The sequence below is a fragment of the Bradyrhizobium sp. SOJA106 genome (assembly GCF_059448745.1).
In genome coordinates this window covers 6,300,921-6,322,956 of the sequence record NZ_CM182549.1, presented here as the reverse complement: position 1 = coordinate 6,322,956, position 22,036 = coordinate 6,300,921, and the positions used below count along the sequence as shown (strand labels likewise).

The following is a 22,036-nucleotide window of genomic DNA, read 5'->3' as shown; positions in this document are numbered from 1 at the left end:
AAATGGATTTGGTTCCGGCAGATATCGCGGCAAAAGCGTAACGATGCCGAGGCGATCGCGGGAACTTTTCATGAGCCGTCAGCGTGTCTGACGCTATTCGATCTCCTGCTGGATCACGCGCCCGAGCGCGAACAGACGCTGGTCGATCGTGGTGGGAACCTCGCAGACGAAGCGTACCACCTTGTGACGATCCTCGAAAATGCGCGTCTTCCAGACCAGCTCGTTGCTGAGCGCCTCGATCTTGGCGTCGTCGCGCGGCGTTGCGCCCTGGAGCGCTTGGAGCTGAAGCGTCTCGTCGCGGATCTTGTCAGCGGCGTCGCGCTGCTTGCGGCTGACGCGTTCGAGCCCGCTCATAACCTGGGCGCGCTGGGCATTGAGCGTGTCGAACAGGCCGGCGAACAGCAGCTTTGCGTTCGCGATCTTGTCGGCGGGGGAGCCGGCGAGGAACTCCTTCACCGACTTCTCGGCCTCGTCCAGCGGCGTCTTGCGCGCCGACAGCTTTGAGACCAGCGCGCTGACCTTGGCGTCGTCCTTCCACTTGTTCTGGACATCGTCGAGCGGCGGACCGGCCCATACCGCGGCCAGCGAGATCTCCGGCACTTTGGCCTGCGTGCAGGGCCAGTCCGGATAGCGCGGATCGGCCGCCCGCGCCGCCGTGGCCGACAGCGCGAACGCCAGAACAGCCGTCGCCAGACCCCGAACCTTCATCCTTCGCCTCCCGCCGGCCCACGCCGCGCCAGCCCGCGCGAGGGATCATAGGCCAAAATCGCGCCGATCATGAAGACGATTGTGCAGCCGGCGACCACCGCGAGCGAGATCCAGTTGATCTGACCGTAGAGTGCAAAGCGTATCAACTCGACCGCATGGGTGAACGGATTGGCCTCGCAGACATAATACAGATAGGGGCTGCCCTCCTGCACCCGCCACAGTGGATAGAGCGCCGACGAGGCAAAGAACATCGGAAAGATCACGAAGTTCATGACGCCGGCAAAGTTTTCGAGCTGCTTGATGCCGGACGAGATCAGCATGCCGAGCGAGCCCAGCATCAATCCGGACAGGACCAGCGCCGGCAGCACGGTGAGATAGCCCGACGGCGGCGGGGTGATGTCCCAGAACCAGGCGATCAAAAGGAATGCATAGACCTGGAGCAACGACACCGCGGTGCCCGCCAGCAGCTTGCAGAACAACAGGAAACCACGCGGCAGCGGGCTCACCAGCAGCGTGCGCATGTTGCCCATCTCGCGGTCGTAGACCATCGACAGCGAGGACTGCATGCCGTTGAAGAGCTGGATCATCGCCATCAGCCCCGGCGCGATATAGACCTCGTAGAGGATATAGGTCTCGTAGGGCGGGATGATGGAGATGCCGAGCACCTGGCGGAAGCCGGCGGCGAAGATGAACAGCCAGACCAGCGGTCGCACCAGCGCCGAAACGAAGCGCTCGCGCTGATGCAGGAAGCGCAATCCCTCGCGCCAGACGATACCGGTGAGGCAGGTGATGTACTCGGAGGCCGAGAAGCCGCGCGGTGCATCCCGCGTCGTGATGCTGCTCATGCGCCGCCTCCCGGCATCACTTGTGCGCCGGTCAGGCGCATGAAGGCGGTGTTGACGTCCTGCGCGCCGGCTTCCGCGACGACGCGGCCCATTGGGCCCTGCGCCAGCACCTTGCCCTGGTGCAGCACCACGAGATCGTCACCGGGCATGATCTCGTCGAACAGGTGCGTCGCCCAGAGCACGCCGATGCCTTGCTCGGTCACGAGCTGGCGGACATGGCTGATGATGTCGGCGCGCGCCTTGACGTCCAAGCCGACGGTCGGCTCGTCGAGCAGGAGGAGACGCGGCCGGTGCAGCAGCGCGCGGGCGATCTCCAGCCGCCGCATCTGTCCGCCCGAGAGATCGCGCACCTTGCTTGCCGCGCGGTCCGCAAGCCCGATGCGGCCGAGCAGGTCGGCGCTGCGTGTGGCGGCCTCGCGGCGGCTGATGCCGTGCAGCGCGGCGTGATAGAGCAGGTTCTGCGTCAGTGACAGGTCGAGATCGAGCGTGCGCGGCTGGAACACGACGCCAAGCAGCCGCAACGCCTCGCTCGGGCTCTTGCTGATGTCGTGCCCGAAGATGGAGACGCGGCCGGTCTGAATGCCGAACAGGCGCGTGATGAGCGAAAACAGCGTGCTCTTGCCCGCGCCGTTGAGCCCGAGCAGTGCGGTGAAGCTTGCGGGCTGCACGTTGAAGGACACGTCGATCAGCGCCCGGCGCGGGCCGTAGGCATGGCAGACGCCGTCGATCGCCAGCGCCGCCACCGTGGCCGGATCGGGCCTCAGTGTCTCGCGCGGGTCGGCGATGGGAGCAGGGCTGGTCATGGCGCGATCGTGATGCCCCAGGGCAGTTCGCCCACCTGAATGGTCTTGATCACCTTTTGCGCGGCAACGTCGATGACCGAGACATCGTTCGACACGCCGTTGGTGGTAAGCAGATATTTCTCATCCGGCGTGAACGCCATGTGCCAGACGCGCTGCCCGACCAAGAGATATTTAGTCACCTTGCGCGAGGCCACATCGACCACGGCGATTCGGTTGGCGGGACCGAGCGCGACGAAGGCGGTCTTGTCGTCCCTGGTCATGCCGATGCCGACCGGCTGGATCGCTTCCTTCCGCAAGCCGGGGATGTCGAACGTGACCTTGCCGACCACCTCGTGTTTTTTCGGATCGATCACCGACACGGTGCCGCCGATCTCCGAGGACACCCACACTTCCGAACTGTCATGCTTGAATTCGGCAAAGCGCGGCCGGGCGTCGACCAGCACGTTGGCCACGATCTGCCGCGAGCTGGTGTCGATGAAATGCGCCATGTTGGTGGTTTCGGACGTGTTGATCAGCGTCTTGCCGTCGGGGCTGATGGTCATGCCCTCGGGCTCGACGCCGACCTGGATGTCGCCGAGCCGCGCGCGCTTCTCGAGGTCGATCACGGTCACCGTATTGTCGTTCTCGTTGGCGACGTAGAGGATCTTTCCCGCGGCATCCTGGGCGAACAGCTCGGGGTCTGGGCCGGAGGGCAGGCTGTCGACCACGATTTGCGTCTTGGCGTCGATCACCTGGATGGTGTCGTCGTCGCCGACCGCGACCATCACGAACTTGCCGTCGCGCGTGAACTCGATGCCGCGCGGGCGCTGGCCGACCTTGATGGTCTTGGTCACGGTCCAGCTGTCGGTGTCGATCACCGAGACCGTGTTGCTCTTCTCGTTGGAGACATAGGCGATGAAGGCATGCGCGGGTGCGGCGGCGAGCGCTAGTCCGGAGAGAAGCCCAATGCGCCACATGCGCAACATCTGCGTCCTCACTTCAGCTTGCATTTGCTTTCCGGGCGATCATAGCCGAGCGTGTCGAGCTCGGAGACCTGGTGCAGGAAACCTTCCTGCGGCGACACCGACACCACCATGCGGCCGTCGACCAGCAGGATCGGCTGACGCAGCTGCAGGTTCCAGTCGCGCAAGGTGAGCCGCGTGCCCTTGAAGGCGGCGACGGAGAAATCCGGGCCCTTGATGAAATCGGTGACTTTCTTGGCGTCGCCGGAATTGGTGCGTGAGGTGGCTTCGCCGATCATGCGCACCGCGGTCCAGGCCTGCATGTCGAGCGGGGTCATGCGCCGCGCATTCAGCTTCATGAATCGGCTCTGCATCTGGATCGCGCCCCATTGGTCCTGCGCTGCGTCCCAGCTGCGCGGCATGAGGCCGGCCGAGCCCGCGACGGGGCGCGGATCCCAGGTGCGATAGGGCAGGTAGGCGCCGAACACCTCGCTCTCGTCGGCGGCGACCAGCACGTCATAGGCCGGCGCCTGCTGTGTGAACACCGGCATCTGCCGCTGGATCAGCGTCACGCCGCTGTCAGTGCGCCGTGCGCCGCCCTTGTCCTCGAAGGTGCGCTCCTGCACGATCTTGGCGCCGAACCGCGCCGCAGTGCGCCGGAGCGCATCCGCGAACAGCTTGTCCTCGTCGTGCGAGCCGACCACCAGTAGCCAGCGCGACCACTTCTTCCACACCAGATACTGACCCAGCGCATCGGCCAGCATCGCGCGCGTCGGCGCGGTATGGATGACATTGGGGCGGCAATCGGCCTCGCGCAGCCGCTCGTCGATCGCACCCGCGTTGAACAGCAGCGTGCCGCGCTCGCGCAGCGCGTCCGAGACTTTCAGCAGCGCGTCGGCCGGAAGATCGGCGATGATGAAGCCGTTGCGCGCGGCGAGATCGGTCGCGGCCTGCACCGCATCCTCACCCTCCTTGATACGGCGCTCCTCCAGCGCAAAACGTTGGCCCGTGAATTTTCCCGTGGTGTTGTTGTCCTCGATGGCAAGGCGCGCGCCGGCGACGCCGTCATTCTCGGCGGGCTGCTCGACCAGCGACAGCGTCGATCTGGTACCGGCGACACCGAGATAGCCGACGCCGATCGTGACAGGGTCGGCCGCGAGCGCGCTCGTCGCGGCAAGACCTAAGCCGATCAGGCCGACCAACCATCGGATCATGTTTCCTCCAAACGTTCTCCCCGGCTTGACCGTCGGTGGAGAATTGTCTCTGCTGAAGCATGACCGATTTGTCAGGGCATGCAACCCCGCATTTCGTCGTCGCAAGCCGTGGAGGCGGAATCACGATCATGCGAGCGCTGATATGTTTGGCGGCTTTGCTGTGGACCCGCTCGGTCGCGTTTGCCGAGCCGCCGAAGCTCGCGGTGTTCGATTTCGAGCTGATCGACACCAGCCTGCCCGGCGAGTTCTACGGCTCCAAGCCGGAAGAGGCGAGGCTGCTACGCATCAGCGAGCAGCTGCGCAGGGAATTGGCGGAGTCAGGCAAGTTCCAGGTGCTCGACATCGCGCCGGTCAGGGACGCCGCCCGCCATGCCAATCTGCAGGCCTGCGGCGGCTGCGACCTCAAGCTTGCCGGGCAGCTCGGCGCCGAGCTCGAGATCACCGGCATGGTGCAGAAGGTCTCGAACCTGATCATCAATCTGAATATCTATCTGCGCGACGTGAAGACCGGCAACATGATTACGGCGGCCAGCGCCGACATGCGCGGCAACACCGACGAATCCTGGTCGCGCACGATGAGCTATCTCATCCGCAACCGCCTGCTCGCGCCGAATTACGGCAAGCCGTGAGGTCCTCCCCTCTCCCCGTAAACAGGGGGAGAGGGGGAGGAGAGAGCAAATCACCCCTTCAGCCGCTCCGCATGCCAATGCAGATGATCGCCCATGAAGGTCGAGATGAAATAATAGCTGTGGTCATAACCTGCCTGGCGCCGCAGCGTCAGCGGGATGTTGGCCTTGGCGCAGGCGGCCTCCAGCAGCTCGGGCTTGAGCTGCTCTTTCAGGAAATTATCGGCCTCGCCGACATCGACCAGGAAGCTCGAGAACTTGGCGCCGTCCTCGATCAGCGCCACCGTGTCGTTGTTGCGCCAGGCATCCTTGTTGGGGCCGAGATAGCCGGTCAGCGCCTTGATGCCCCAGGGCACCTGGGAGGGCGCCACGATCGGTGCAAACGCGCTCGCCGCGCGGTAGCGATGCGGGTTGCGCAGCGCGACGGTCAGCGCGCCGTGGCCGCCCATCGAATGGCCCATCACCGATTGCCGCTTGGCATCGACGGGAAAATTTCCCGCCACGACATTTGGCAGCTCGTCGGTGACGTAGCTCCACATGCGATAATTGCGCGCGAACGGCTCCTGCGTCGCATCGACATAGAAGCCGGCGCCGAGGCCGAAATCATAGGCGTTGTTGGCATCGCCGGGCACGTCGGGTCCGCGCGGGCTCGTGTCAGGCGCGACGAAGATCAGGCCGAGCTCGGCGCAGGCCTTGCGGAATTCGCCCTTCTCGGTGACGTTGGCATGCGTGCAGGTGAGGCCGGAGAGATACCAGACCACGGGGAGCTTGGCGCCATCGGCATGCGGGGGAACATAGACCGAGAACACCATGTCGGTTCCGGTCGCCTGACTCGCATGGCGATACACGCCCTGCACGCCGTCGTAGGATTTGTTGGTCGAGACAGTCTGAATGGTCATGCCCTAAGCTCCGTGGCATCTATCCACATCAACATTGCAACGCTTGTGTGACTTGCGGCGCTACGTGCCGTCAGGCGACGCCGCTGTCGATGGCCAGCCGCACCAGCTCGACCGAAGTCTTCACGCCGAGCTTCTGTCGCATGATCGAGGAGGTGTTGGCCACAGTCTTGTAGGACGACTGCACCAGCCAAGCGATCTCGGACAGGCTCTTGCCGGCGCTGAGCAGCCGCAGGATCTCCATCTCGCGCGCGTTCAGCTTCGACAGTGGGCTTTGCGCCAGCGCCGGTCCCGCAAACGCGATGCTGCGCGCGATCGCCGTGGGCAGGTAAGTGCCGCCGCTGCCGACGGCGCGGATCGCCTCGACGAGATCGTCGGGGTCGCCGGTCTTGGAGACGTAGCCCTTGGCGCCGCATTCGATCGCGCGCGCGGCAAACGCGGGGTCGTCGTTCATGCTGAACATGATGATGCGGGCCTCGGGCGCGCGCTCGAGGATGCGGCGCGCGAGCTCGAAGCCGGAGACGGTCGGCAGGTTGATGTCGATGATCGAGAGGTCGGGGCGCTCGACGATGAAGACGCTTTCGCCGTCCTCGGCGTCGGCGGCCTCGAGGATTTCGATCTCGCCCTCGTCGGCCAGCACGGCGCGGCAGCCGGAGGCGACAATGGGATGATCGTCGACGATCAGAATGCGCATAGGCGTTTCCCCGTGACAGCGCCGGCCTGTTGTCGCGCCGCATGACACCGAACATGAGCGCGCGCGTCCGATGTTCGCCTCATGCAACCCGGCCGGGATTGCTGTACGCTTTCGATTAGATATCGGGCGCTTCGCCCCTGTCAACGTCATCGGACAGGTGCGGGCAAGCTTCGCGAGGCACGGGCGGCATCAATGTGGCAAAATCTATCGTTGCGTGCGCGCATCAACCTGCTGCTGGCGCTGCTGTTGGCGCTGGGGCTCGCCGTCAATATCGGCCGGCAGGTCACGGAGGCGGGTCCCCGCGTGCAGGCCGAGGACCAGAGCGTGATCCGGCTTGCGCGCGAGTTCATCGAAATGATCGTTGCTGATCTCAACGAGGCGCCCGATCCGGATGCCAGGCTCAACCAGATCGCGCGCGACCTCAGCCGGCTCCGCCATGTTAGCATCGCCCTCATGGATTCCAGCGGGAGCCCGCTGACGGCACCGCGTCCCGATTCCGACGACGACACGCGTGGGCCGCCCGCCTGGTTCGTGAGTCTCGTCCACCCCGAGCAGACCGCGGTCAGTGTGCCCGTCTCGGTCCGAGGCAAGCCCGGCTCTCTCCTGATCACCTCGCATCCCGACGACGAGATCGCCGAGATCTGGGACAGCATCGTGACTCAGCTCGAGGTCGGCTCGGTGATCGCGCTTGCGCTGTTTTTCCTGATGATGACGGTGGTCGGCCGTGCGCTCACTCCGCTTCAATCCCTGGCGGACGTGATGGCGGAGCTCGAAGGCGGGCGCTACGAGGCGCGCGTCGCGCCGGGCGGCGCGCCGGAGCTGGCCGCGATCTGCACCAAGCTCAATCATCTCGCCGCAACGCTCGGCGAGGCCGTCGAAGACAAGCGGCGCCTTGCCGAGCGCGCGGTGTCGCTCCAGGACATCGAGCGCAAGGAGATCGCGCGCGAGTTGCACGACGAGTTCGGGCCCTATCTGTTCTCGCTGCGGGCGCATGCCAGCGCGCTGGCGAAGCAGGCGGACGGGCGCGCGCCGAGCGCGGAGGCCGTACGAAAGCACGGCAGCGCGATGATGGAACAGATCAACGCGCTCCAGCAATTCAACCGCCGCGTGCTGGAGCGGCTCCGCCCCGTCGGCCTTGCCGAGCTCGGCCTGCGCCAGGCGCTGGAATCGCTGTCGCGGCTGTGGCGCGAGTCGCATCCCGATGTCGCGATCGAGACGTCCATCTCGCCGGCGCTGGGGCCGACCGGCGAGACCGCCGATCTCACCATCTACCGCATCGTGCAGGAGGCGCTCACCAACGTGTTCCGCCATGCCGGCGCGACCTCGGTCAACGTCGTGATCGAGCCGGTCGACCAGGCCGGCGGCCGCTCCTGCGCGCGCGTGCGGGTCAGCGACAATGGCCGTGGCATGGAGCCGGGCCAGAAGCTCGGCTTCGGCCTCGTCGGCATGCGCGAGCGGATCCTGGCGCTCGGTGGCACGCTCAACGTCATCTCCGGTGATGGCGGTTTGACCGTGGAGGCGCTGGTTCCGACGGCGGCGTCCTGATCACGTCGGGAAAAATTCCCGATCCGGTCGGGAAAACGGGTGCGGATATTGCCCGACGTTTTGTGGCTGGTGCGCGGGCTCCCGCCGACTACACTCGTCCAGATCAAACGGCGAAGATCAAAACAGCCGGGGGGCGGGCATCGGAAGGCTGGGATGGGCAATCGTCTTTGGTTCAAGCGTCGTTGGTTGATGGCCGCGGTTTCGAGCGGGCTGGGGCTGGTGTTCGCGAGCCAGGCCGGCGCCGCGCCGGACGAGGAGGAGACCAACGTCCAGAACCTTCCGGCGGTCGAGGTGACGGCGCCGCCGTCGACACCGAGGCGCACCGCGCCATCGCGCCCGGCCACGCGCGTGGCGGGAGCATCGTCGTCCACGCGTCCCAAGACGCGCATCTACGTCTACCCGACGTCGCCGGGCACGGGCAGAGGTCTCGACGTCGACAAGGTCCCGTCGGCGATCAATGCGGTCGATGCGAACCAGATCAGGCGCACCGGGTCGCTGAACGTCACCGACGCGCTCCGCGAAAACATCGCCGGCGTCAACACCAGCGAAGTCACCGGCAATCCGTTTCAGCCGGAGGTCGAGTTTCGCGGCTTCGTTGCCTCGCCGGTGACGGGCACGCCGCAGGGCCTCGCCGTGTACCAGAACGGCGTGCGCATCAACGAGGCCTTCTCGGACGCAGTCAACTGGGACCTGATCCCGACCACCGCGATTAGGTCGATGACGCTCGTCACCAACAATCCCGCCTTCGGCCTCAATGCGCTCGGCGGCGCCATCAATTTGCAGATGAAGGACGGCTTCACCTATCAGGGCGCCGAGCTCGACGTCATGGGCGGCTCGTTCGGCCGCATCCAGGGCTCGGCGCAATGGGGCAAGACCGTCGACAAGAACTACGGCGTCTATGCCGCGCTCGAAGGCCTGCACGACAACGGCTTCCGCAATTTCTCCCAATCGGACGTGCGGCGCTTCTACGGCGATATCGGCTACAAGGCCGGCGACAGCGAATTCCACGCCAATATGGGCATCGCCAAGAACGATTTCGGCGCCAGCGCCACCGTTCCCGCCGAGCTGCTCGATAAATATTGGGGCGCGACCTACACCACGCCGCAGACCACGTCGAACCGCGTCGGCTATCTCAACCTGACCGGCAAGGTCGATGCGACGCCGACCTGGACGGTCGAAGGCACCGCGCATGTGCGCAGGTACGAGCAGAAGCTCGTCGACGGCAATCCGACCGACGTGCAGGAATGTGCGATCGCCGGGCTATTGTGCTTCGGCGACGATACGACCCCGGCGAACGGCACCAACGGTTTACAGCTTGCCAATCCTTTCGCGCCGGGAACGATCCTGGGCGAGATCGACCGCAGTTCGATCCGCTCGACCACTTTCGGCGTCTCGGGGCAGGCCACCAACACCGACCAACTGCTCGGGCACGACAACCGCTTCGTGACGGGCGCGAGCTATGATGGCAGCGTCACGCGCTACAACGCCACCGCCGAGATCGGCACGATCGGGGAGAACTACGTCGTCAGCGGCAGCGGCCTGTTCCTGGGGCCGACCGGCGTGCCTGATACCGTCGCCGGTCCCGTCTCGCTGCGGACCGTCAATCAATATAATGGCCTCTACGCGATGGACACGTTCAACGTCACCGATGCCTTCGCCATCACCGGCGGCGGCCGCTTCAACGTCGCGCGCATCTCGCTGGAAGATCAGCTCGGCACCGATCTCAACGGCGACCACACTTTCATGCGCTTCAATCCGGTGATCGGCGGCACCTACAAGATCAATCCGGAGCTGACCGCCTATGCCGGCTATTCCGAGGCCAACCGCGTGCCGACGCCGCTCGAGCTCGGCTGCGCCGACCCGGTCAGGCCCTGCCTGCTCGCGGCGTTTCTGGTTTCGGACCCGCCGCTAAAGCAGGTGGTATCCAAGACCGTGGAGGCCGGCTTCCGCGGCACCAAGGAGCTGAACATCGGCTCGCTCGGATGGAAGGTCGGTGCCTTCCGCGTCATCAATCATGACGATATCGTCGCCGTTCCCGCGGTGGGACGCACCGGGTTCGGCTTTTTCACCAATGTCGGCCGTACCAGGCGCCAGGGGCTGGAGGCGGAGGTCAATATCAAATCGCCAACGCTGCAATTCCAGGCGAGCTACGCGTTCGTCGACGCACGCTATCTCGATGCGTTCGAGCTCGGCTCCGAAAGCCCGTTCAGGGATCCCGTGACCAAGACCATTCAGGTCCTGCCCGGCAACCAGCTTCCGGCGATTCCCCGCCATCTGGTCAAGGTCGGTGTCGACTATAACGTCACCGACGTCTGGAAAGTTGGCGGCAACGCGCTGTTCGTCTCCAGCCAGTATCTGGTCGGCGACGAGTCCAACCAGTATGCGAAGCTGCCATCCTACACCGTGTTCAATCTCCACACCTCCTACCAGGTGACGAAGAACGTCCAGCTCTACGGTCGCATCGACAACGTCTTCGACAAGCGTTACGCCACCTACGGCCGGTTCTTCGATCGCGAAGGCGTGCCCAACTTCACCAATGGCGGCGCGGAATTCACCGATCCGCGCTCGCTGAGCCCGGCAAGGCCGCGCGCGTTCTATGCGGGCATGCGCGTGACGTTCTGACCACGTGCTGAACCAGAGCGCGCAAACGCGCCCTGGTTCGATCCGGGTCAAACCCGCTCTCTCAGTAGTCCCAGAACGCCGGCACCCAGCGGAAGGCATCGCCGGCGACCGCGACATGACCGACCGACGGGAACGGCATGTGCGTGGCCACCAGCAGTTCGCGATTCGCGGCTAGTTCGCGCAAAAGTTCGATCCGGACGCGGGCGGCTTCCTCGGGATCGTGCTCGAATCCGTTGTGCCAATCCGGGTGCTCGAACCCGACGGTGAAGACGAGGTCGCCAGCGAACGTCAGCCGGTCGCCGCCGGATGCCACGCGAACCACGCTGTGTCCGGGAGTGTGGCCACCGGTGCGGCGGACTACGAGGCCCGGCGCAACTTCGTGCTCATCTTCGAACGTCCGCAGCTGGTTGTGGTACTCGTTCGCGAACCGCTTGGCGGTGGCCCGAAGTGCGTCTGGGAATCCGGGCGGCATCGAGACGCGGGAGAAATCGGGCGCCTCCCAGAATTTGACCTCGGCGGCCGCCACGTGGATCCGCAGGTCCGGACGCAGCCGGTCCTTCACGCCCTCGACCAGCAACCCGCCGACATGGTCCATGTGCATGTGGGTCAGCACCACGTCGGTCACGGACGCCAGATCGATGCCGGCCGCTTCCAGTCGCTTGACCAACTGCCCGGCCCGCGGCAGGTGCAGATCCGGGTCCAGTCCGAGACCCGCGTCGATCAGGATGGTCTGCGCTCCGCTGCGTACCACGACCACGTTCAGTGCCCAGTCGAACGCGTCCGGCGGCAGGAACATGTCGTCCAGCCAGGCGGCGCGGACGGCCGGGTCGGCGTTGTAGGCCAGCATCTTGGACGGCAGCGGCAGCACGCCGTCGCTGATCACCATGACATCGATGTCGCCGATCTTCAGCGCATAGCGCGACGGGACCAGCTCTTCGGGCTTCGACGTTACGGAGGATGAGGCGTTGTGCATGTTCATGTTCGTCTCCTGTTTCAAGGTCAAGGCCCCGGCTGATCCTGGGTGAGCCGGCTGCGCCGCCGGGGAGCGCGGCCGCCGTTGCGCGATGCGACTAGAGGCTGGTCACGCGTTCTGGATCGGCCGACGCCAACGCCGCGGCGCGCTCGGCTCCTCCCGATCGCTTCGCGCTCGGATCAGGCGTCCGTGTTTCTACGGGTCGGGGGCGTTCTAGGCGCTGCCACGACCGAGCGTCTTGCCTGAAGCGCCCATGCTTTGCCTGATCCTGCTCCGAGCCCACGCGCGCTTTCGCAAACGCCCGCCGCGCAGCGCGCGTGGTTGCAGTGTCGATTTGCAAGAGGAATAGATTCGTTGAAATGGCTCGGTGCCGACGGCCGGGGCGGGGCCTTGGCCGACACTGCCGCGGGCGGACGGCTTGCACAGAATATCCCGCCTCCGGCATGATAGGCCCGGAGGTTCACTTCACCGTGTCATTGAAGAATCCGGACGCAGTCGCGGCCATCGTTGCAGCGCTTCGGCACGTTTACGGTGACGAGGTCGCGCGAATGATGCTCGTTGACGGCATGAGCCTCGCCAACCTGATCGATGGAATGTTTTCCGCCCCATTGACGCATCGGCAGGCCGTTCGCGCGATTACCGACGGATTGGACGATTTTATCGTCTCTCCGGACCTGGGTCTGATGTGGCACCTCAAGTACATCTATGGCGACCAGCCTGGTTCTCTGGATGTCGTGGACATGGAGATCGCCACGCCGAACGGCACGCTAGCGAGCAAGGACGTCTGGCTTCGTCTGGCCTCCTAGAGCATGATCCGGACCCGAAGGGCCGCGTCAGCGCAAAGCGCGTAGCGGTTTCCCGAAAGGATCATGCGCAATCGACAAGCTAGAGCGCGATGACGATTCATCCTGATCTCATCGCGCTTGAGAGCAGAAGTTGACCTGGTCCCGGATTGATCTATATCAACGCTGCCTCTCCTCTGGTGCTCACGTCATACACAGGGCGCATGCGGCGGCTTCGCCGCCTGCAGTTCGCAAGCACCATTGGGGAGAATCATCATGCGTCGCAACCAGCGCCGTTCGACCAAGTCCGCAACCATTGCAGGAATCGCAGCCAGCGCTCTGTTGGGACTTGCGGCCGCCACGCTCGGTCCGGCTCCGGCTCACGCGGTGGTCTATTGCCAGTACATCGACTATCCGCCGAGCTGCGTCGCCAGGGCCGGTATCGTGCTCCGTCCGCGGCCGGTGGCGCGGGCCGCGGTCCGGGCCGGCACGGCGAGCTCGACCAACTGGAACGGCGGCGTCAATCGCGTCGGCGTACGGCGATAGATCGCCGCCGGCTTGCGGCGAAACTACGCCAGCATTCCGTCGAGATCGGAGTAGATGATTTCGGCCGTGCGCTGATAGTGCGGCTGACGCATCGTCGCGGACGCCGCGCCGGCCTCGATAGGCCGGATTCACACGGGCTGCGTGATTAACGGTTTTTTACCGCTAATCATGCGGATGATCTGCATGGGAATACCAGGGGAGACTGCTCCCATGCTGAACGACGGTACCTACGCGGCTTGGTACAAGACGCCACTCCAGCAGGGCGCCGGCATCGTCCATGTCGCAGACGGCCAGATCTGGGGCCGCGACAGCCTGATGACGTATCATGGTTCGTGTCAGGTCGACGGCGATCGCTTCACCGCGACCGTGTTGACGAAGCGTCACACCGAAGGACGTGACACGGTCTTCGGCGTCTATGACGAGCTCACGCTGAACATCGTAGGGACGTGCCCCGGCAAGATTGCGACTTACACGGCCACGGCGGGACAGGCGCCGGGAATCGTCCTCGAGGGAACGCTGATCCTGACGGAAAAGCCGATGGCCGCGCCCGAACGAACGCCGCAGGTGCCTGCGTTCAATCCCGATAAGCTTCCAAAGCTGCCGAAGCGCTCGCGCTGATCGCGGCAGCGTGCGCCGGCCGTCGCGCTCAGGCAGCGCAATTCTGCATCCTCAAACTTCCGCTCCGGCGCTTCTCAAATGGCCCGCCACGCGTCATTGTGACGCTGCACCAGCATCACCTCGGAGCAGCATCAATGTGGGACAAGGTCTCGCGTCGCCAGTTTGCCACGCTGGCGGGATTGTCCGCAGCCGCAATGACAGGTCCCGTTGAGCTCGCCGACGCCAGGCCGGCATCGGCGCCGCGGGGCATGGATGGCTTTCCGTCGGGCTTCGTCTGGGGTACGGCGACTTCGTCCTATCAGGTCGAGGGCGCGGTTAACGCGGATGGGCGAGGGGCCTCGATCTGGGACAAATTCGTCCGCATTCCCGGCAAGATCGAGGACGGCACCACCGGCGACCGCGCCAACGAGCATTATCATCGCTACAAGGAAGACATCGCGCTGATCAAGGATCTCGGCTGTAAGGCCTATCGCTTCTCGATCGCCTGGCCGCGGGTGTTTCCGGACGGTGACGGCAAGGCGAACCCGAAAGGGCTCGATTTCTATAATCGCCTCATCGACGAGCTGCTGAAGAACGGCATCGAGCCGTGGGCGACGCTCTATCATTGGGATCTGCCGCAATCGCTCCAGGACCGCTTTGGCGGCTGGCGCTCGACCGAGACCTGCAAGATCTTCGGCGACTATGCGGGCTATGTCGCCGAGCGCCTGACCGACCGCGTCAGGAACGTGTTCACGTTGAACGAGAGCGGCCGCTTCGTGCAGTTCGGCTATGGCCTCGGCATCGATGCGCCCGGGATGACGTTGCCGCAAGCCGAGATCAACCAGATCAGGCACAACAGCGCGCTCGCGCATGGGCTTGCGGTGCAGGCCGTGCGGGCGCGCGGCCGCCGCGGCACCAAAGTGGGGCCGGCCGAGAACATCGACGTCTGCGTTCCCGCGATCGACACACCCGAGCATGTCCGCGCTGCCGAGATCGCGCTGCGCGAAATGAATGCCGGCTATCTCAACGTCATCATGACGGGCCAGTATACCGACGCCTTCCTGAAATACGCCGGCGCCAATGCGCCGAAATACACCGACGCCGAGCTGAAGATCATCTCCTCGCCGGTCGACTTCCTCGGCCTCAACATCTATGCGCCGCAGAACTACGTGGTGCCGTCCGACCAGGGCGCGGGCTTCATGCCGCTGCCGATCCCGAAATCCTTTCCGCACATGAATTCGAACTGGCTTCGCGTCGCGCCGGAGACGATCTACTGGGTGCCGAGGCTCGCGGCAAAGATCTGGAAGACGGATGCGATCTACATCACCGAGAACGGCACCTCCGGCGAGGACGAGATCTCGCCCGACGGCAAGATCTACGACACCGACCGCATCATGTACCTGCGCAACTATCTCGGCCAGCTCCAGCGTGCGACGGCGGAGGGCGTGCCGGTGCGCGGCTATTTCCTCTGGAGCCTGATGGACAATTTCGAATGGGTGTTTGGGCTGAACAAGCGGTTCGGCCTCTACCACGTCAATTTCGACACCCAGGCGCGCACGCCAAAGCTCAGCGCGAGCTTTTACCGCAACGTCATCGCGAAGAACGCGGTGGGGGTGTGATCGCTTCCATCGTATTGAGGTCGTCATGCCCGGGACAAGCCCGGACAAGCCCGGCCATGACGTCGCGGAGGCTTCGTGCGCTAAACCGCGCAGCGGAAAATCCGGGTGAGGGTTGTCTGCGCCGCGCATTGACTCCCTCCTCCCCCTGATTCACAACGCCTCTCAACACTCATAACAAGAGGACAACGCCCATGACCGACGCGCTGATCATCGACGCCTGCCGCACCCCGCGGGGCGTCGGCAAGGCCGGCAAGGGAGCGCTCTCCGGCATTCATCCGCAGCAGCTGGGCGCAACCGTGCTGCGCGCGCTGGCCGACCGGACCGGCATCAACACCGCCGATGTCGACGACATCGTCTGGGGCTGCAGCGCGCAGGTCGCAACGCAAAGCGGCGATCTCGGCCGCATGTCGGCGCTCGATGCCGGCTATGACGTTCGCGCCAGCGCCGTGACGCTGGATCGCTTTTGCGGAAGCGGCATCACCAGCGTCAACATGGCAGCAGCCTCGATCATCGCGGGCGCCGAAGACCTCGTCATCGCCGGTGGCTGCGAGATGATGTCGATGGAGGGACGCCGCGGCGGCGGTCCGATGATGATGGACTCCGGCAATCTGCGCCTGCGGGCCAAGCATCCGCAGTCGCATCAGGGCGTCTGCGCCGACGCGATCGCGACCCTAGAAGGCATCACGCGGCAGGATGTCGACGCGCTTGGCCTCGAAAGCCAGAAGCGCGCCGCGCATGCGATCGCGAACGGCCACTTCAAGAAGAGCCTCGTGGCCGTCCACCGCGAGGACGGAAGCCTCGCGCTCGACCACGAAGAATATCCGCGGCCGCAGACGACGATGGAGGGCCTCAGCAGCCTGAAGCCGGCGTTCCCCGCGATCGCCGACTATGCGCTCGACGACAAGGGCACGACCTATCGCGGCCTGATCCTGCAAAAATATCCTGATCTCGACATCGATTTCGTGCATCACGCCGGCAACTCCTCCGGCGTGGTCGACGGCGCGGCCGCGATCCTCTTGGCTTCACCTGCTTACGCCAAGGCGCATGACCTTAAACCCCGTGCCCGCGTCGTGGCGATGGCCAACATGGGGACTCGCCGACCCTGATGCTGAACGCGCCCGTGCCGGCGACGCGCAAGGTGCTGGCGAAGGCGGGCCTCACCATCCACGACATCGACCTGTTCGAAATCAACGAGGCCTTCGCTGTGGTGGCGGAAAAATACATCCGCGATCTCAAGCTCGACCGCGCCAAGGTCAACGTCAATGGCGGCTCGATCGCGCTCGGCCATCCCATTGGCGCGACCGGCTCGATCCTGATCGGCACCGTGCTCGACGAGCTCGAGCGGCGCGACCTCGAGCGCGGGCTCGTCACCATGTGCGCCGCCGGCGGCATGGCGCCGGCCATCATCATCGAGCGCGCCTAGTGCGCCTTCTCGTCACCTCTCGCCGCTTGCGGGGAGAAGTCTGATTGCATCGTCAGATGCAATCTGGGTGAGGGGGTACAGGTCTATCGTCGATCTCCCGACCCTCTCCCCGTAAGAACGGGGAGAGGGAGAGCGACCTGCCATGCGATCCAACCCTTATTTTCACGGTGAATCGCGCTTCCCCTCCGGCAAAGAGGCCGCTCGTCACTTGTCCAAAGCATCGAATCAGCTTTAGCAAGATGGCTTGCGGGCCTTTGAAACAAGGCAAAAACCGGTGCCGGAGGCGCCTTCCGCTCCGGAAGCCGCTAAAAAGCAGGGTTTTTTGCCACAGGGGGCCAAAAAAGCCCGTAAATTCTCGACAAAACTGTGCAGAAGGCTATAGGCCTTCGCCGGTTGGTCTAATATGCAACCGGCAACGAATCAGAGGAGACACGATGCCGACCCAACTTTCCAAATCGCAGTTGATCGAAAAGATTGCGACCGCCACCGAGCTTTCCAAGCGCGACGTCAAGAACGTCATGGAGACGCTGACCGACGTCGGCCACAAGGAGCTCAAGAAGAACGGCCTCTTCCTGGTGCCGGGCTTCGCCAAGTTCGTGGTCATCAAGAAGCCCGCGACCAAGGCGCGCAAGGGCACCAACCCGTTCACGGGTGAAGAGATGATGTTCAAGGCCAAGCCGGCCCGGAAGATCGTCCGCGCCCGCCCGGTCAAGGCTGCCAAGGACGCCGTCGCCTGATAGCGCAAAGGCCCCCTCGGCGAGAGGGGGCCTTTTGATTTGGGGCAGCCGCGAGGGCCTGAGACGGAGGGCTCAACCCTTGCGGCGCTTCACCCGGATCGGGACCGGCGCAAGCCGCGGCTCGGGCCTTGAGAGCGCATTGCGCACCCGATCGATGGCGCGATCGAGCAGCTGGCGCAGCCGCTGCGTCTTGCGCGATCTCTTTGCTTTCTCCAGCAGTTTCTTCATCGCATTTACTCCGCCGCCTCCACCTTGGCTTCCGCCGGCTCGAGCGCTGCGGCGATGGCCTCATCGACGCGCTCCAGCCAGATGAATTCCAGATCGTCCCGCGCGCTCTTCGGGATGTCGTCGTAATCCCGCTTGTTGCGCGCCGGCAGCATCACCCGCTTCAGGCCGGCGGCAGCCGCGGCCACCACCTTCTCCTTGATGCCGCCGACAGGGAGCACCAGGCCGCGCAGCGAGATCTCGCCGGTCATCGCGGTGTCGCTGCGCACCGTGCGGTTGGTGAGCAGGGATGTCAGTGCGGTGAACATCGCAACGCCCGCGCTCGGTCCGTCCTTCGGGGTTGCGCCCGCGGGCACGTGAACGTGGATGTCGCTCTTCTCGAACAACTGGGGATCGATGCCGAGCTGGCTGGCCCTGCTCTTCACCAGCGTCATTGCCGCCTGCACGCTCTCGCGCATGACGTCCCCGAGCTGCCCCGTGAGGATCAGCCCGCCCTTGCCGGGCACGCGCGTTGCCTCGATGAACAGGATGTCGCCGCCGACAGGCGTCCAGGCAAGGCCGGTGGCCACGCCCGGAATGCTGGTGCGCTGCGCGATCTCGCCTTCGAAGCGCGGCTGGCCGAGCACGGTGCCGATGTCCTTTGTCGTCACCACAACCTTGGCAGCCGTGCCGTCGGCAATCTGCACCGCGGCATGGCGGAACACCTTGCCGATCTCGCGCTCGAGGTTACGCACGCCGGCCTCGCGGGTGTAACCCTTGACCACCAGCTTCAGCGCCTCGGGCTCGATCTCGGCCTGCTCGGTGGTCAAGCCGTTGGCCTCCAGCTGCCGCCGCACCAGATACCGCCGCGCGATCTCCAGCTTCTCGTCCTCGGTGTAGCCGGCCAGGCTGATCAGCTCCATGCGGTCCAGGAGCGGCCCGGGAATCTGGTCCAGCATGTTGGCGGTCGCGATGAAGACCACGCGTGACAGGTCGAAGGGCACGCCCAGGTAATTGTCCCGGAACGTCCCGTTCTGCTCGGGGTCGAGCACCTCCAGCATCGCGGCGGAGGGATCGCCCTGCACGCCGCGGCCCATCTTGTCGATCTCGTCCAGCATCATGACGCAGTTGCGTGCGCCCGCCTTCTTGATGCCCTGGATGATGTTGCCGGGCAGCGCGCCGATATAGGTGCGCCGGTGACCGCGGATCTCGGCCTCGTCGTGCACGCCACCTAAGCTGACGCGCACGAAGGGGCGATCCATCGCACGCGCGATGGACTGGCCGAGCGAGGTCTTGCCGACGCCGGGCGGACCGACGAAGCACAGGATCGGGGCCTTGCCCTGCGGAGCCAGCTTGCGCACTGCCAGATATTCGATGATCCGGCTCTTGATCTTCTCCAGGCCGAAATGATCGGCATCCAGAATGCGCCGCGCCTCCTTGATGTCGATCGGCTTCTCCTCGGGCAAGGCCCAGGGCAGCTCGATCAGCCAGTCCAGATAAGTGCGGACCATGCCGGCTTCGCCGGCCGCCTCCGGCATGCGCTCGTAGCGGCGCAGCTCCTTCTTGGCATGCGCCTCGGCTTCCGGCGGCATGTTGGCCTTGGCGATCGCCGCCGTCAGCTCGGTGACCTCGGCCGCCTTGCCGTCGCCTTCGCCGAGCTGGCGCTGGATGGTCGCCATCTGCTCGCGCAGGATCGCCTCGCGCTGCCGCTCGTCGAAGCTGGCGCGGGTCTTCTGGCCGATTTCATTGCTGATGCGCAGCACCTCCAGCCGCTCGGCCAGGTGCTTCGACACCTTCTCGACGCGCAAAGCGAGGTCGATGGTCTCCAGCACCTCCTGCTTGTCCTGCGGCTTGATATCCATGAACGAGGTCGCGAGGTCCGCCAGCGCGCCGGGCGCACTGGTGCTCTGGAACATCGCGACCAGCTCGGGTGGCGCCTGCGGCAGCAGCTCGATCGCCTCGATCGCCTGGCGTTGCAGGTTCAGCGCCCGCGCCTCGATCTCGGGCGAGCTCGTGGTCGGCTCCGGAATCTGCTGGAAGCGCGCGGCCAGGAACGGCGTCCCGGGCAGGAAGTCGAGGATGCGCGCGCGCTGCACGCCCTGGCAGACGATGTGGTGGGTGCCGTCGGGCGCGGTGATGTAGCGCACGATGTTGGCGATGGTCGCGACCCGGTAAACGTCGTCCGGCCCGGGCTCCTCGATCTCGGGGCTGCGCTGCAGCGCGATGCCGACCGGCCGCTGCTCGCGCAGCGCCTGCTGCGCGGCGGCGATGGACTTCGCCCGGCCGATGGCGATCGGCGCGATGGCGCCGGGGAACAGCACCATCCCACGGACGGGGATAATGATCAGTGCGTCTTCGGGGATCTTCACGTCAGGACCGTTCTCGGAATTGGTCTGTGCGGTATTCATCTGTTCGGTGGCCATGATCGACCTCAGGATTTGGCGAGGCGCAGTGCGACGCAGCCGTCCATCACGAAGCGGCTGATGGCGTAGCGGCCGATGGGAAGCGCGATGCGCCGCTCGAAACGGCCCTGCGGCAGCTCGAGGCGATGGATGCGGGCCTTGCGAAGCTCCGGCGGCAGCGTGCGCTGGCCGGAGATGATGAGCACGCCGTCATGGATCACCGTCTCGACATTGTCAGGATTGACGCCGGGAAGCGCGACCAGGATCAAGAGCTCATGCTCGGTCTCGAGCACGTCGATCGGCGGCTCCCAGCAGGCCTCCTGCCGGCCGAACTGCTGGCGCAGCCGGTCGGCGCGGGTCAGCGAGTCCAAAGCTTCGGACAGCATCCAGTCGAGGGGATTTTTGGGTTGCATGATGCGGACTCGGTGATGGGAAAGCCAGCATATGGGGCTGGTTCCCGGGAAATCCAGTGCTGCTGCGCGGGCCAGCCATGTGCCATCGTGCGATCCGCAAAAGGCAACGCCGCGGCTTGGGGCCGCGGCGTTCCGTCATCGGGTGAGGTGCGGCTCAGGCCGCCTCACGCCGATCTTCCTCGGCCTCCAGGTTGATCACGGAGGTGGCGAGCTCGGTCAGGGCGTGATCGGTCGCCTCTTCCTCGTCCAGCGTCGCCTGAAGCAGCTCTGCTGCGTCCTGCATGCCGAGCTCCTCGGCCCAGGTGCGCAGCGTGCCATAGCGGGAGATCTCGTAGTGCTCGACCGCCTGCGCGGCCGAGAGCAGTCCGGCATCGAGCGCCGGAGCGCCCTTGAACTCCTTCATGATCTCGGCGCCCTCATCGGTGATGCCGTTGATGGCTTCGCACGGCTTGCCGCGGGCGGGCTTGCCCAGCATCTTGAAGATCTGGTCGAGACGTTTGACCTGACCCTGGGTCTCGCGCAGATGCTTGTTGAAGGCCGCCGCGAGATCCTTCGAGTGCGCGGCCTTCGACATCTTGGGCAGCGTCTTGATGATCTTGTTCTCGGCGAAATAGATGTCCTTCAGCGTTTCCACGAAAAGGTCGTTCAGCGTCTTCTGGGACTGACGCGACCGCGTGCTCCGCGATGACGATTTCCTGGTTGTGCGCTTCTTTGCTTTCTTGGCCATTGGTCCTCCTCTTGAGGCGACACGGGAAGGCGTCTCCTTCCTCAATCCTCGGGCGATCAAGCCCTTTGGACAATGAAAGTTCCAAACCGCGACCGGCGCCGGGATGCCGCGCTCAGGTCGGGCGCTTGTAGGGATCTTCCTGCTGCTGCCGTGCTTCGGTGTTGCGCTCGAGCCGTGCACGCTCGCTGCGGCGCAGCCGGCCGGCCCGCATCACGCCGTAGACGAGGACCGCGCCGAGCACGAAGGCTCCGATGAACCAGAGCCAGAGCAGGTTGGCCGAGAGGTGGCCGAGCAACATTCCAATTCCACTGTCGCTCATTGTCGTCTCCACTGATTTCCAAGGCGCTTGTGCCGGGCTAAGTCAGTCCGGCAGCCATCGTTCCTGCGCCGCAAAGATCGCCCCCGACACATGACCGACTTCGCCCTTCATGATGCTGCTGCTGGTGGTTGATCCTGCCGGTCGTGCGCCGGCCTGCTCGCGGCCTGTTCGGTGCAGTTCGTGATCAACGGCATTGCGGCCGCTGGCCGCGAACTTTTCGCGAGCCTGCGACAATCTGCTAATATGCTGATTTTGCAGTTGGTTTCTCGATGTAACGGTACAGCCGGCAAGACGGTACCTGATCCGGTCCGCTTTCTCTTGCACTGCCATATTGCTTTGACGTACTTCGGGTCTAGCAATCGCCCATCGCCAGGAAATCGAGAAGAAATCGAGAAGAAAC

The 22,036-nt window shown here is 64.9% G+C and carries 22 protein-coding genes and 1 pseudogene; 9 read left to right on the top strand and 14 right to left on the bottom strand.

All coding sequences use genetic code 11. The features are described 5' to 3' along the window. Window positions 1–93: 93 nt before the first annotated feature. Genes AC5V87_RS29780 through AC5V87_RS29760 form a run of 5 tightly spaced genes read right to left on the bottom strand, consistent with a single transcriptional unit; the run spans window position 94 to window position 4,511 of the window. On the bottom strand, window positions 94–708 hold the full coding sequence (locus AC5V87_RS29780) for a hypothetical protein (RefSeq protein ID WP_495368589.1): 615 nt from the start codon (window positions 706–708) through the stop codon (window positions 94–96). Beyond that, entirely contained in the window at window positions 705–1,553 is an 849-nt protein-coding gene (locus tag AC5V87_RS29775; RefSeq protein WP_495368588.1) for an ABC transporter permease, read from the bottom strand. Before AC5V87_RS29775 ends, AC5V87_RS29780 begins: the two co-directional genes overlap by 4 nt. Then, window positions 1,550–2,356, bottom strand: a complete 807-nt coding sequence (locus AC5V87_RS29770) for an ABC transporter ATP-binding protein (protein ID WP_495368587.1) — start codon at window positions 2,354–2,356, stop codon at window positions 1,550–1,552. Before AC5V87_RS29770 ends, AC5V87_RS29775 begins: the two co-directional genes overlap by 4 nt. Further along, window positions 2,353–3,321, bottom strand: a complete 969-nt coding sequence (locus AC5V87_RS29765) for a YVTN family beta-propeller repeat protein (protein ID WP_495371971.1) — start codon at window positions 3,319–3,321, stop codon at window positions 2,353–2,355. Before AC5V87_RS29765 ends, AC5V87_RS29770 begins: the two co-directional genes overlap by 4 nt. 8 nt (window positions 3,322–3,329) lie before the next feature. Then, entirely contained in the window at window positions 3,330–4,511 is a 1,182-nt protein-coding gene (locus tag AC5V87_RS29760) for an ABC transporter substrate-binding protein (protein ID WP_495368586.1), read from the bottom strand. 59 nt (window positions 4,512–4,570) lie between these two features. Here AC5V87_RS29760 and AC5V87_RS29755 point away from each other — a divergent pair, with 59 nt between their 5' ends. Next, a complete protein-coding gene (locus AC5V87_RS29755) occupies window positions 4,571–5,140 on the top strand; it encodes a DUF3280 domain-containing protein (protein WP_456836869.1) in 570 nt (189 codons plus the stop codon). 50 nt (window positions 5,141–5,190) lie between these two features. On the opposite strand, the gene fghA is transcribed toward AC5V87_RS29755, so the two are convergent. Further along, complete coding sequence (gene fghA / locus AC5V87_RS29750; protein ID WP_495368585.1) at window positions 5,191–6,036, bottom strand: S-formylglutathione hydrolase; 846 nt, start codon at window positions 6,034–6,036, stop codon at window positions 5,191–5,193. A gap of 70 nt (window positions 6,037–6,106) precedes the next feature. Continuing rightward, on the bottom strand, window positions 6,107–6,727 hold the full coding sequence (locus AC5V87_RS29745) for a response regulator (RefSeq protein ID WP_235544800.1): 621 nt from the start codon (window positions 6,725–6,727) through the stop codon (window positions 6,107–6,109). A 192-nt stretch (window positions 6,728–6,919) separates the two neighbouring features. On the opposite strand from AC5V87_RS29745, the gene AC5V87_RS29740 reads away from it, so the two are divergent. Together AC5V87_RS29740 and AC5V87_RS29735 are read left to right on the top strand one after the other, a co-directional pair. Then, window positions 6,920–8,272 (top strand): histidine kinase, encoded by a 1,353-nt coding sequence (locus AC5V87_RS29740; protein WP_495368584.1) that lies wholly within the window; start codon window positions 6,920–6,922, stop codon window positions 8,270–8,272. Window positions 8,273–8,425: 153 nt separating this feature from the next. After that, the gene (locus tag AC5V87_RS29735) at window positions 8,426–10,894 is read left to right on the top strand and encodes a TonB-dependent receptor (RefSeq protein WP_495368583.1); all 2,469 of its coding nucleotides are present in this window, start codon (window positions 8,426–8,428) and stop codon (window positions 10,892–10,894) included. 61 nt (window positions 10,895–10,955) lie between these two features. On the opposite strand, the gene AC5V87_RS29730 is transcribed toward AC5V87_RS29735, so the two are convergent. After that, on the bottom strand, window positions 10,956–11,873 hold the full coding sequence (locus AC5V87_RS29730; protein WP_495368582.1) for an MBL fold metallo-hydrolase: 918 nt from the start codon (window positions 11,871–11,873) through the stop codon (window positions 10,956–10,958). A 464-nt stretch (window positions 11,874–12,337) separates the two neighbouring features. Here AC5V87_RS29730 and AC5V87_RS29725 point away from each other — a divergent pair, with 464 nt between their 5' ends. From AC5V87_RS29725 to AC5V87_RS29700, 6 genes and pseudogenes are all read left to right on the top strand, one after another. After that, window positions 12,338–12,673: a hypothetical protein gene (locus AC5V87_RS29725; protein ID WP_495368581.1), complete on the top strand. Its 336-nt coding sequence runs from the start codon at window positions 12,338–12,340 to the stop codon at window positions 12,671–12,673. A gap of 252 nt (window positions 12,674–12,925) precedes the next feature. Next, the gene (locus AC5V87_RS29720) at window positions 12,926–13,195 is read left to right on the top strand and encodes a hypothetical protein (protein ID WP_495368580.1); all 270 of its coding nucleotides are present in this window, start codon (window positions 12,926–12,928) and stop codon (window positions 13,193–13,195) included. Between the two features lie 210 nt (window positions 13,196–13,405). Then, entirely contained in the window at window positions 13,406–13,813 is a 408-nt protein-coding gene (locus AC5V87_RS29715) for a hypothetical protein (protein ID WP_495368579.1), read from the top strand. A gap of 134 nt (window positions 13,814–13,947) precedes the next feature. Continuing rightward, the gene (locus tag AC5V87_RS29710) at window positions 13,948–15,411 is read left to right on the top strand and encodes a GH1 family beta-glucosidase (RefSeq protein WP_495368578.1); all 1,464 of its coding nucleotides are present in this window, start codon (window positions 13,948–13,950) and stop codon (window positions 15,409–15,411) included. A 191-nt stretch (window positions 15,412–15,602) separates the two neighbouring features. Next, a pseudogene (locus tag AC5V87_RS29705) lies at window positions 15,603–16,834 on the top strand (acetyl-CoA C-acetyltransferase). A 434-nt stretch (window positions 16,835–17,268) separates the two neighbouring features. Next, window positions 17,269–17,571, top strand: coding sequence for an HU family DNA-binding protein (locus AC5V87_RS29700; protein WP_027528369.1), 303 nt, complete (start codon window positions 17,269–17,271; stop codon window positions 17,569–17,571). 72 nt (window positions 17,572–17,643) lie between these two features. On the opposite strand, the gene AC5V87_RS29695 is transcribed toward AC5V87_RS29700, so the two are convergent. From AC5V87_RS29695 to AC5V87_RS29670, 6 genes are all read right to left on the bottom strand, one after another. After that, a complete protein-coding gene (locus tag AC5V87_RS29695) occupies window positions 17,644–17,799 on the bottom strand; it encodes a hypothetical protein (RefSeq protein WP_495368577.1) in 156 nt (51 codons plus the stop codon). Window positions 17,800–17,804: 5 nt separating this feature from the next. Next, window positions 17,805–20,198, bottom strand: coding sequence for an endopeptidase La (lon, locus tag AC5V87_RS29690; protein WP_495368576.1), 2,394 nt, complete (start codon window positions 20,196–20,198; stop codon window positions 17,805–17,807). A gap of 8 nt (window positions 20,199–20,206) precedes the next feature. After that, window positions 20,207–20,590, bottom strand: coding sequence for an Hsp20/alpha crystallin family protein (locus AC5V87_RS29685; RefSeq protein WP_456836880.1), 384 nt, complete (start codon window positions 20,588–20,590; stop codon window positions 20,207–20,209). A 154-nt stretch (window positions 20,591–20,744) separates the two neighbouring features. Then, window positions 20,745–21,317, bottom strand: coding sequence for a YciE/YciF ferroxidase family protein (locus AC5V87_RS29680; protein ID WP_456836881.1), 573 nt, complete (start codon window positions 21,315–21,317; stop codon window positions 20,745–20,747). Between the two features lie 112 nt (window positions 21,318–21,429). Next, window positions 21,430–21,636, bottom strand: coding sequence for a hypothetical protein (locus AC5V87_RS29675; RefSeq protein WP_456836882.1), 207 nt, complete (start codon window positions 21,634–21,636; stop codon window positions 21,430–21,432). A gap of 42 nt (window positions 21,637–21,678) precedes the next feature. Beyond that, entirely contained in the window at window positions 21,679–21,966 is a 288-nt protein-coding gene (locus AC5V87_RS29670; protein WP_495368575.1) for a hypothetical protein, read from the bottom strand. Window positions 21,967–22,036: the final 70 nt, after the last annotated feature.

What these genes read in the sequence shown, in the direction of transcription:
- AC5V87_RS29780 (WP_495368589.1), bottom strand. Translation starts at nt 708, where the DNA reads ATGAAGGTTCGGGGTCTGGCGACGGCTGTTCTGGCGTTCGCGCTGTCG.
- AC5V87_RS29775 (WP_495368588.1), bottom strand. Translation starts at nt 1,553, where the DNA reads ATGAGCAGCATCACGACGCGGGATGCACCGCGCGGCTTCTCGGCCTCC.
- AC5V87_RS29770 (WP_495368587.1), bottom strand. Translation starts at nt 2,356, where the DNA reads ATGACCAGCCCTGCTCCCATCGCCGACCCGCGCGAGACACTGAGGCCC.
- AC5V87_RS29765 (WP_495371971.1), bottom strand. Translation starts at nt 3,321, where the DNA reads ATGTTGCGCATGTGGCGCATTGGGCTTCTCTCCGGACTAGCGCTCGCC.
- AC5V87_RS29760 (WP_495368586.1), bottom strand. Translation starts at nt 4,511, where the DNA reads ATGATCCGATGGTTGGTCGGCCTGATCGGCTTAGGTCTTGCCGCGACG.
- AC5V87_RS29755 (WP_456836869.1), top strand. Translation starts at nt 4,571, where the DNA reads ATGACCGATTTGTCAGGGCATGCAACCCCGCATTTCGTCGTCGCAAGC.
- fghA (WP_495368585.1), bottom strand. Translation starts at nt 6,036, where the DNA reads ATGACCATTCAGACTGTCTCGACCAACAAATCCTACGACGGCGTGCAG.
- AC5V87_RS29745 (WP_235544800.1), bottom strand. Translation starts at nt 6,727, where the DNA reads ATGCGCATTCTGATCGTCGACGATCATCCCATTGTCGCCTCCGGCTGC.
- AC5V87_RS29740 (WP_495368584.1), top strand. Translation starts at nt 6,920, where the DNA reads ATGTGGCAAAATCTATCGTTGCGTGCGCGCATCAACCTGCTGCTGGCG.
- AC5V87_RS29735 (WP_495368583.1), top strand. Translation starts at nt 8,426, where the DNA reads ATGGGCAATCGTCTTTGGTTCAAGCGTCGTTGGTTGATGGCCGCGGTT.
- AC5V87_RS29730 (WP_495368582.1), bottom strand. Translation starts at nt 11,873, where the DNA reads ATGAACATGCACAACGCCTCATCCTCCGTAACGTCGAAGCCCGAAGAG.
- AC5V87_RS29720 (WP_495368580.1), top strand. Translation starts at nt 12,926, where the DNA reads ATGCGTCGCAACCAGCGCCGTTCGACCAAGTCCGCAACCATTGCAGGA.
- AC5V87_RS29715 (WP_495368579.1), top strand. Translation starts at nt 13,406, where the DNA reads ATGCTGAACGACGGTACCTACGCGGCTTGGTACAAGACGCCACTCCAG.
- AC5V87_RS29710 (WP_495368578.1), top strand. Translation starts at nt 13,948, where the DNA reads ATGTGGGACAAGGTCTCGCGTCGCCAGTTTGCCACGCTGGCGGGATTG.
- AC5V87_RS29700 (WP_027528369.1), top strand. Translation starts at nt 17,269, where the DNA reads ATGCCGACCCAACTTTCCAAATCGCAGTTGATCGAAAAGATTGCGACC.
- AC5V87_RS29695 (WP_495368577.1), bottom strand. Translation starts at nt 17,799, where the DNA reads ATGAAGAAACTGCTGGAGAAAGCAAAGAGATCGCGCAAGACGCAGCGG.
- lon (WP_495368576.1), bottom strand. Translation starts at nt 20,198, where the DNA reads ATGGCCACCGAACAGATGAATACCGCACAGACCAATTCCGAGAACGGT.
- AC5V87_RS29685 (WP_456836880.1), bottom strand. Translation starts at nt 20,590, where the DNA reads ATGCAACCCAAAAATCCCCTCGACTGGATGCTGTCCGAAGCTTTGGAC.
- AC5V87_RS29680 (WP_456836881.1), bottom strand. Translation starts at nt 21,317, where the DNA reads ATGGCCAAGAAAGCAAAGAAGCGCACAACCAGGAAATCGTCATCGCGG.
- AC5V87_RS29675 (WP_456836882.1), bottom strand. Translation starts at nt 21,636, where the DNA reads ATGAGCGACAGTGGAATTGGAATGTTGCTCGGCCACCTCTCGGCCAAC.
- AC5V87_RS29670 (WP_495368575.1), bottom strand. Translation starts at nt 21,966, where the DNA reads ATGGCAGTGCAAGAGAAAGCGGACCGGATCAGGTACCGTCTTGCCGGC.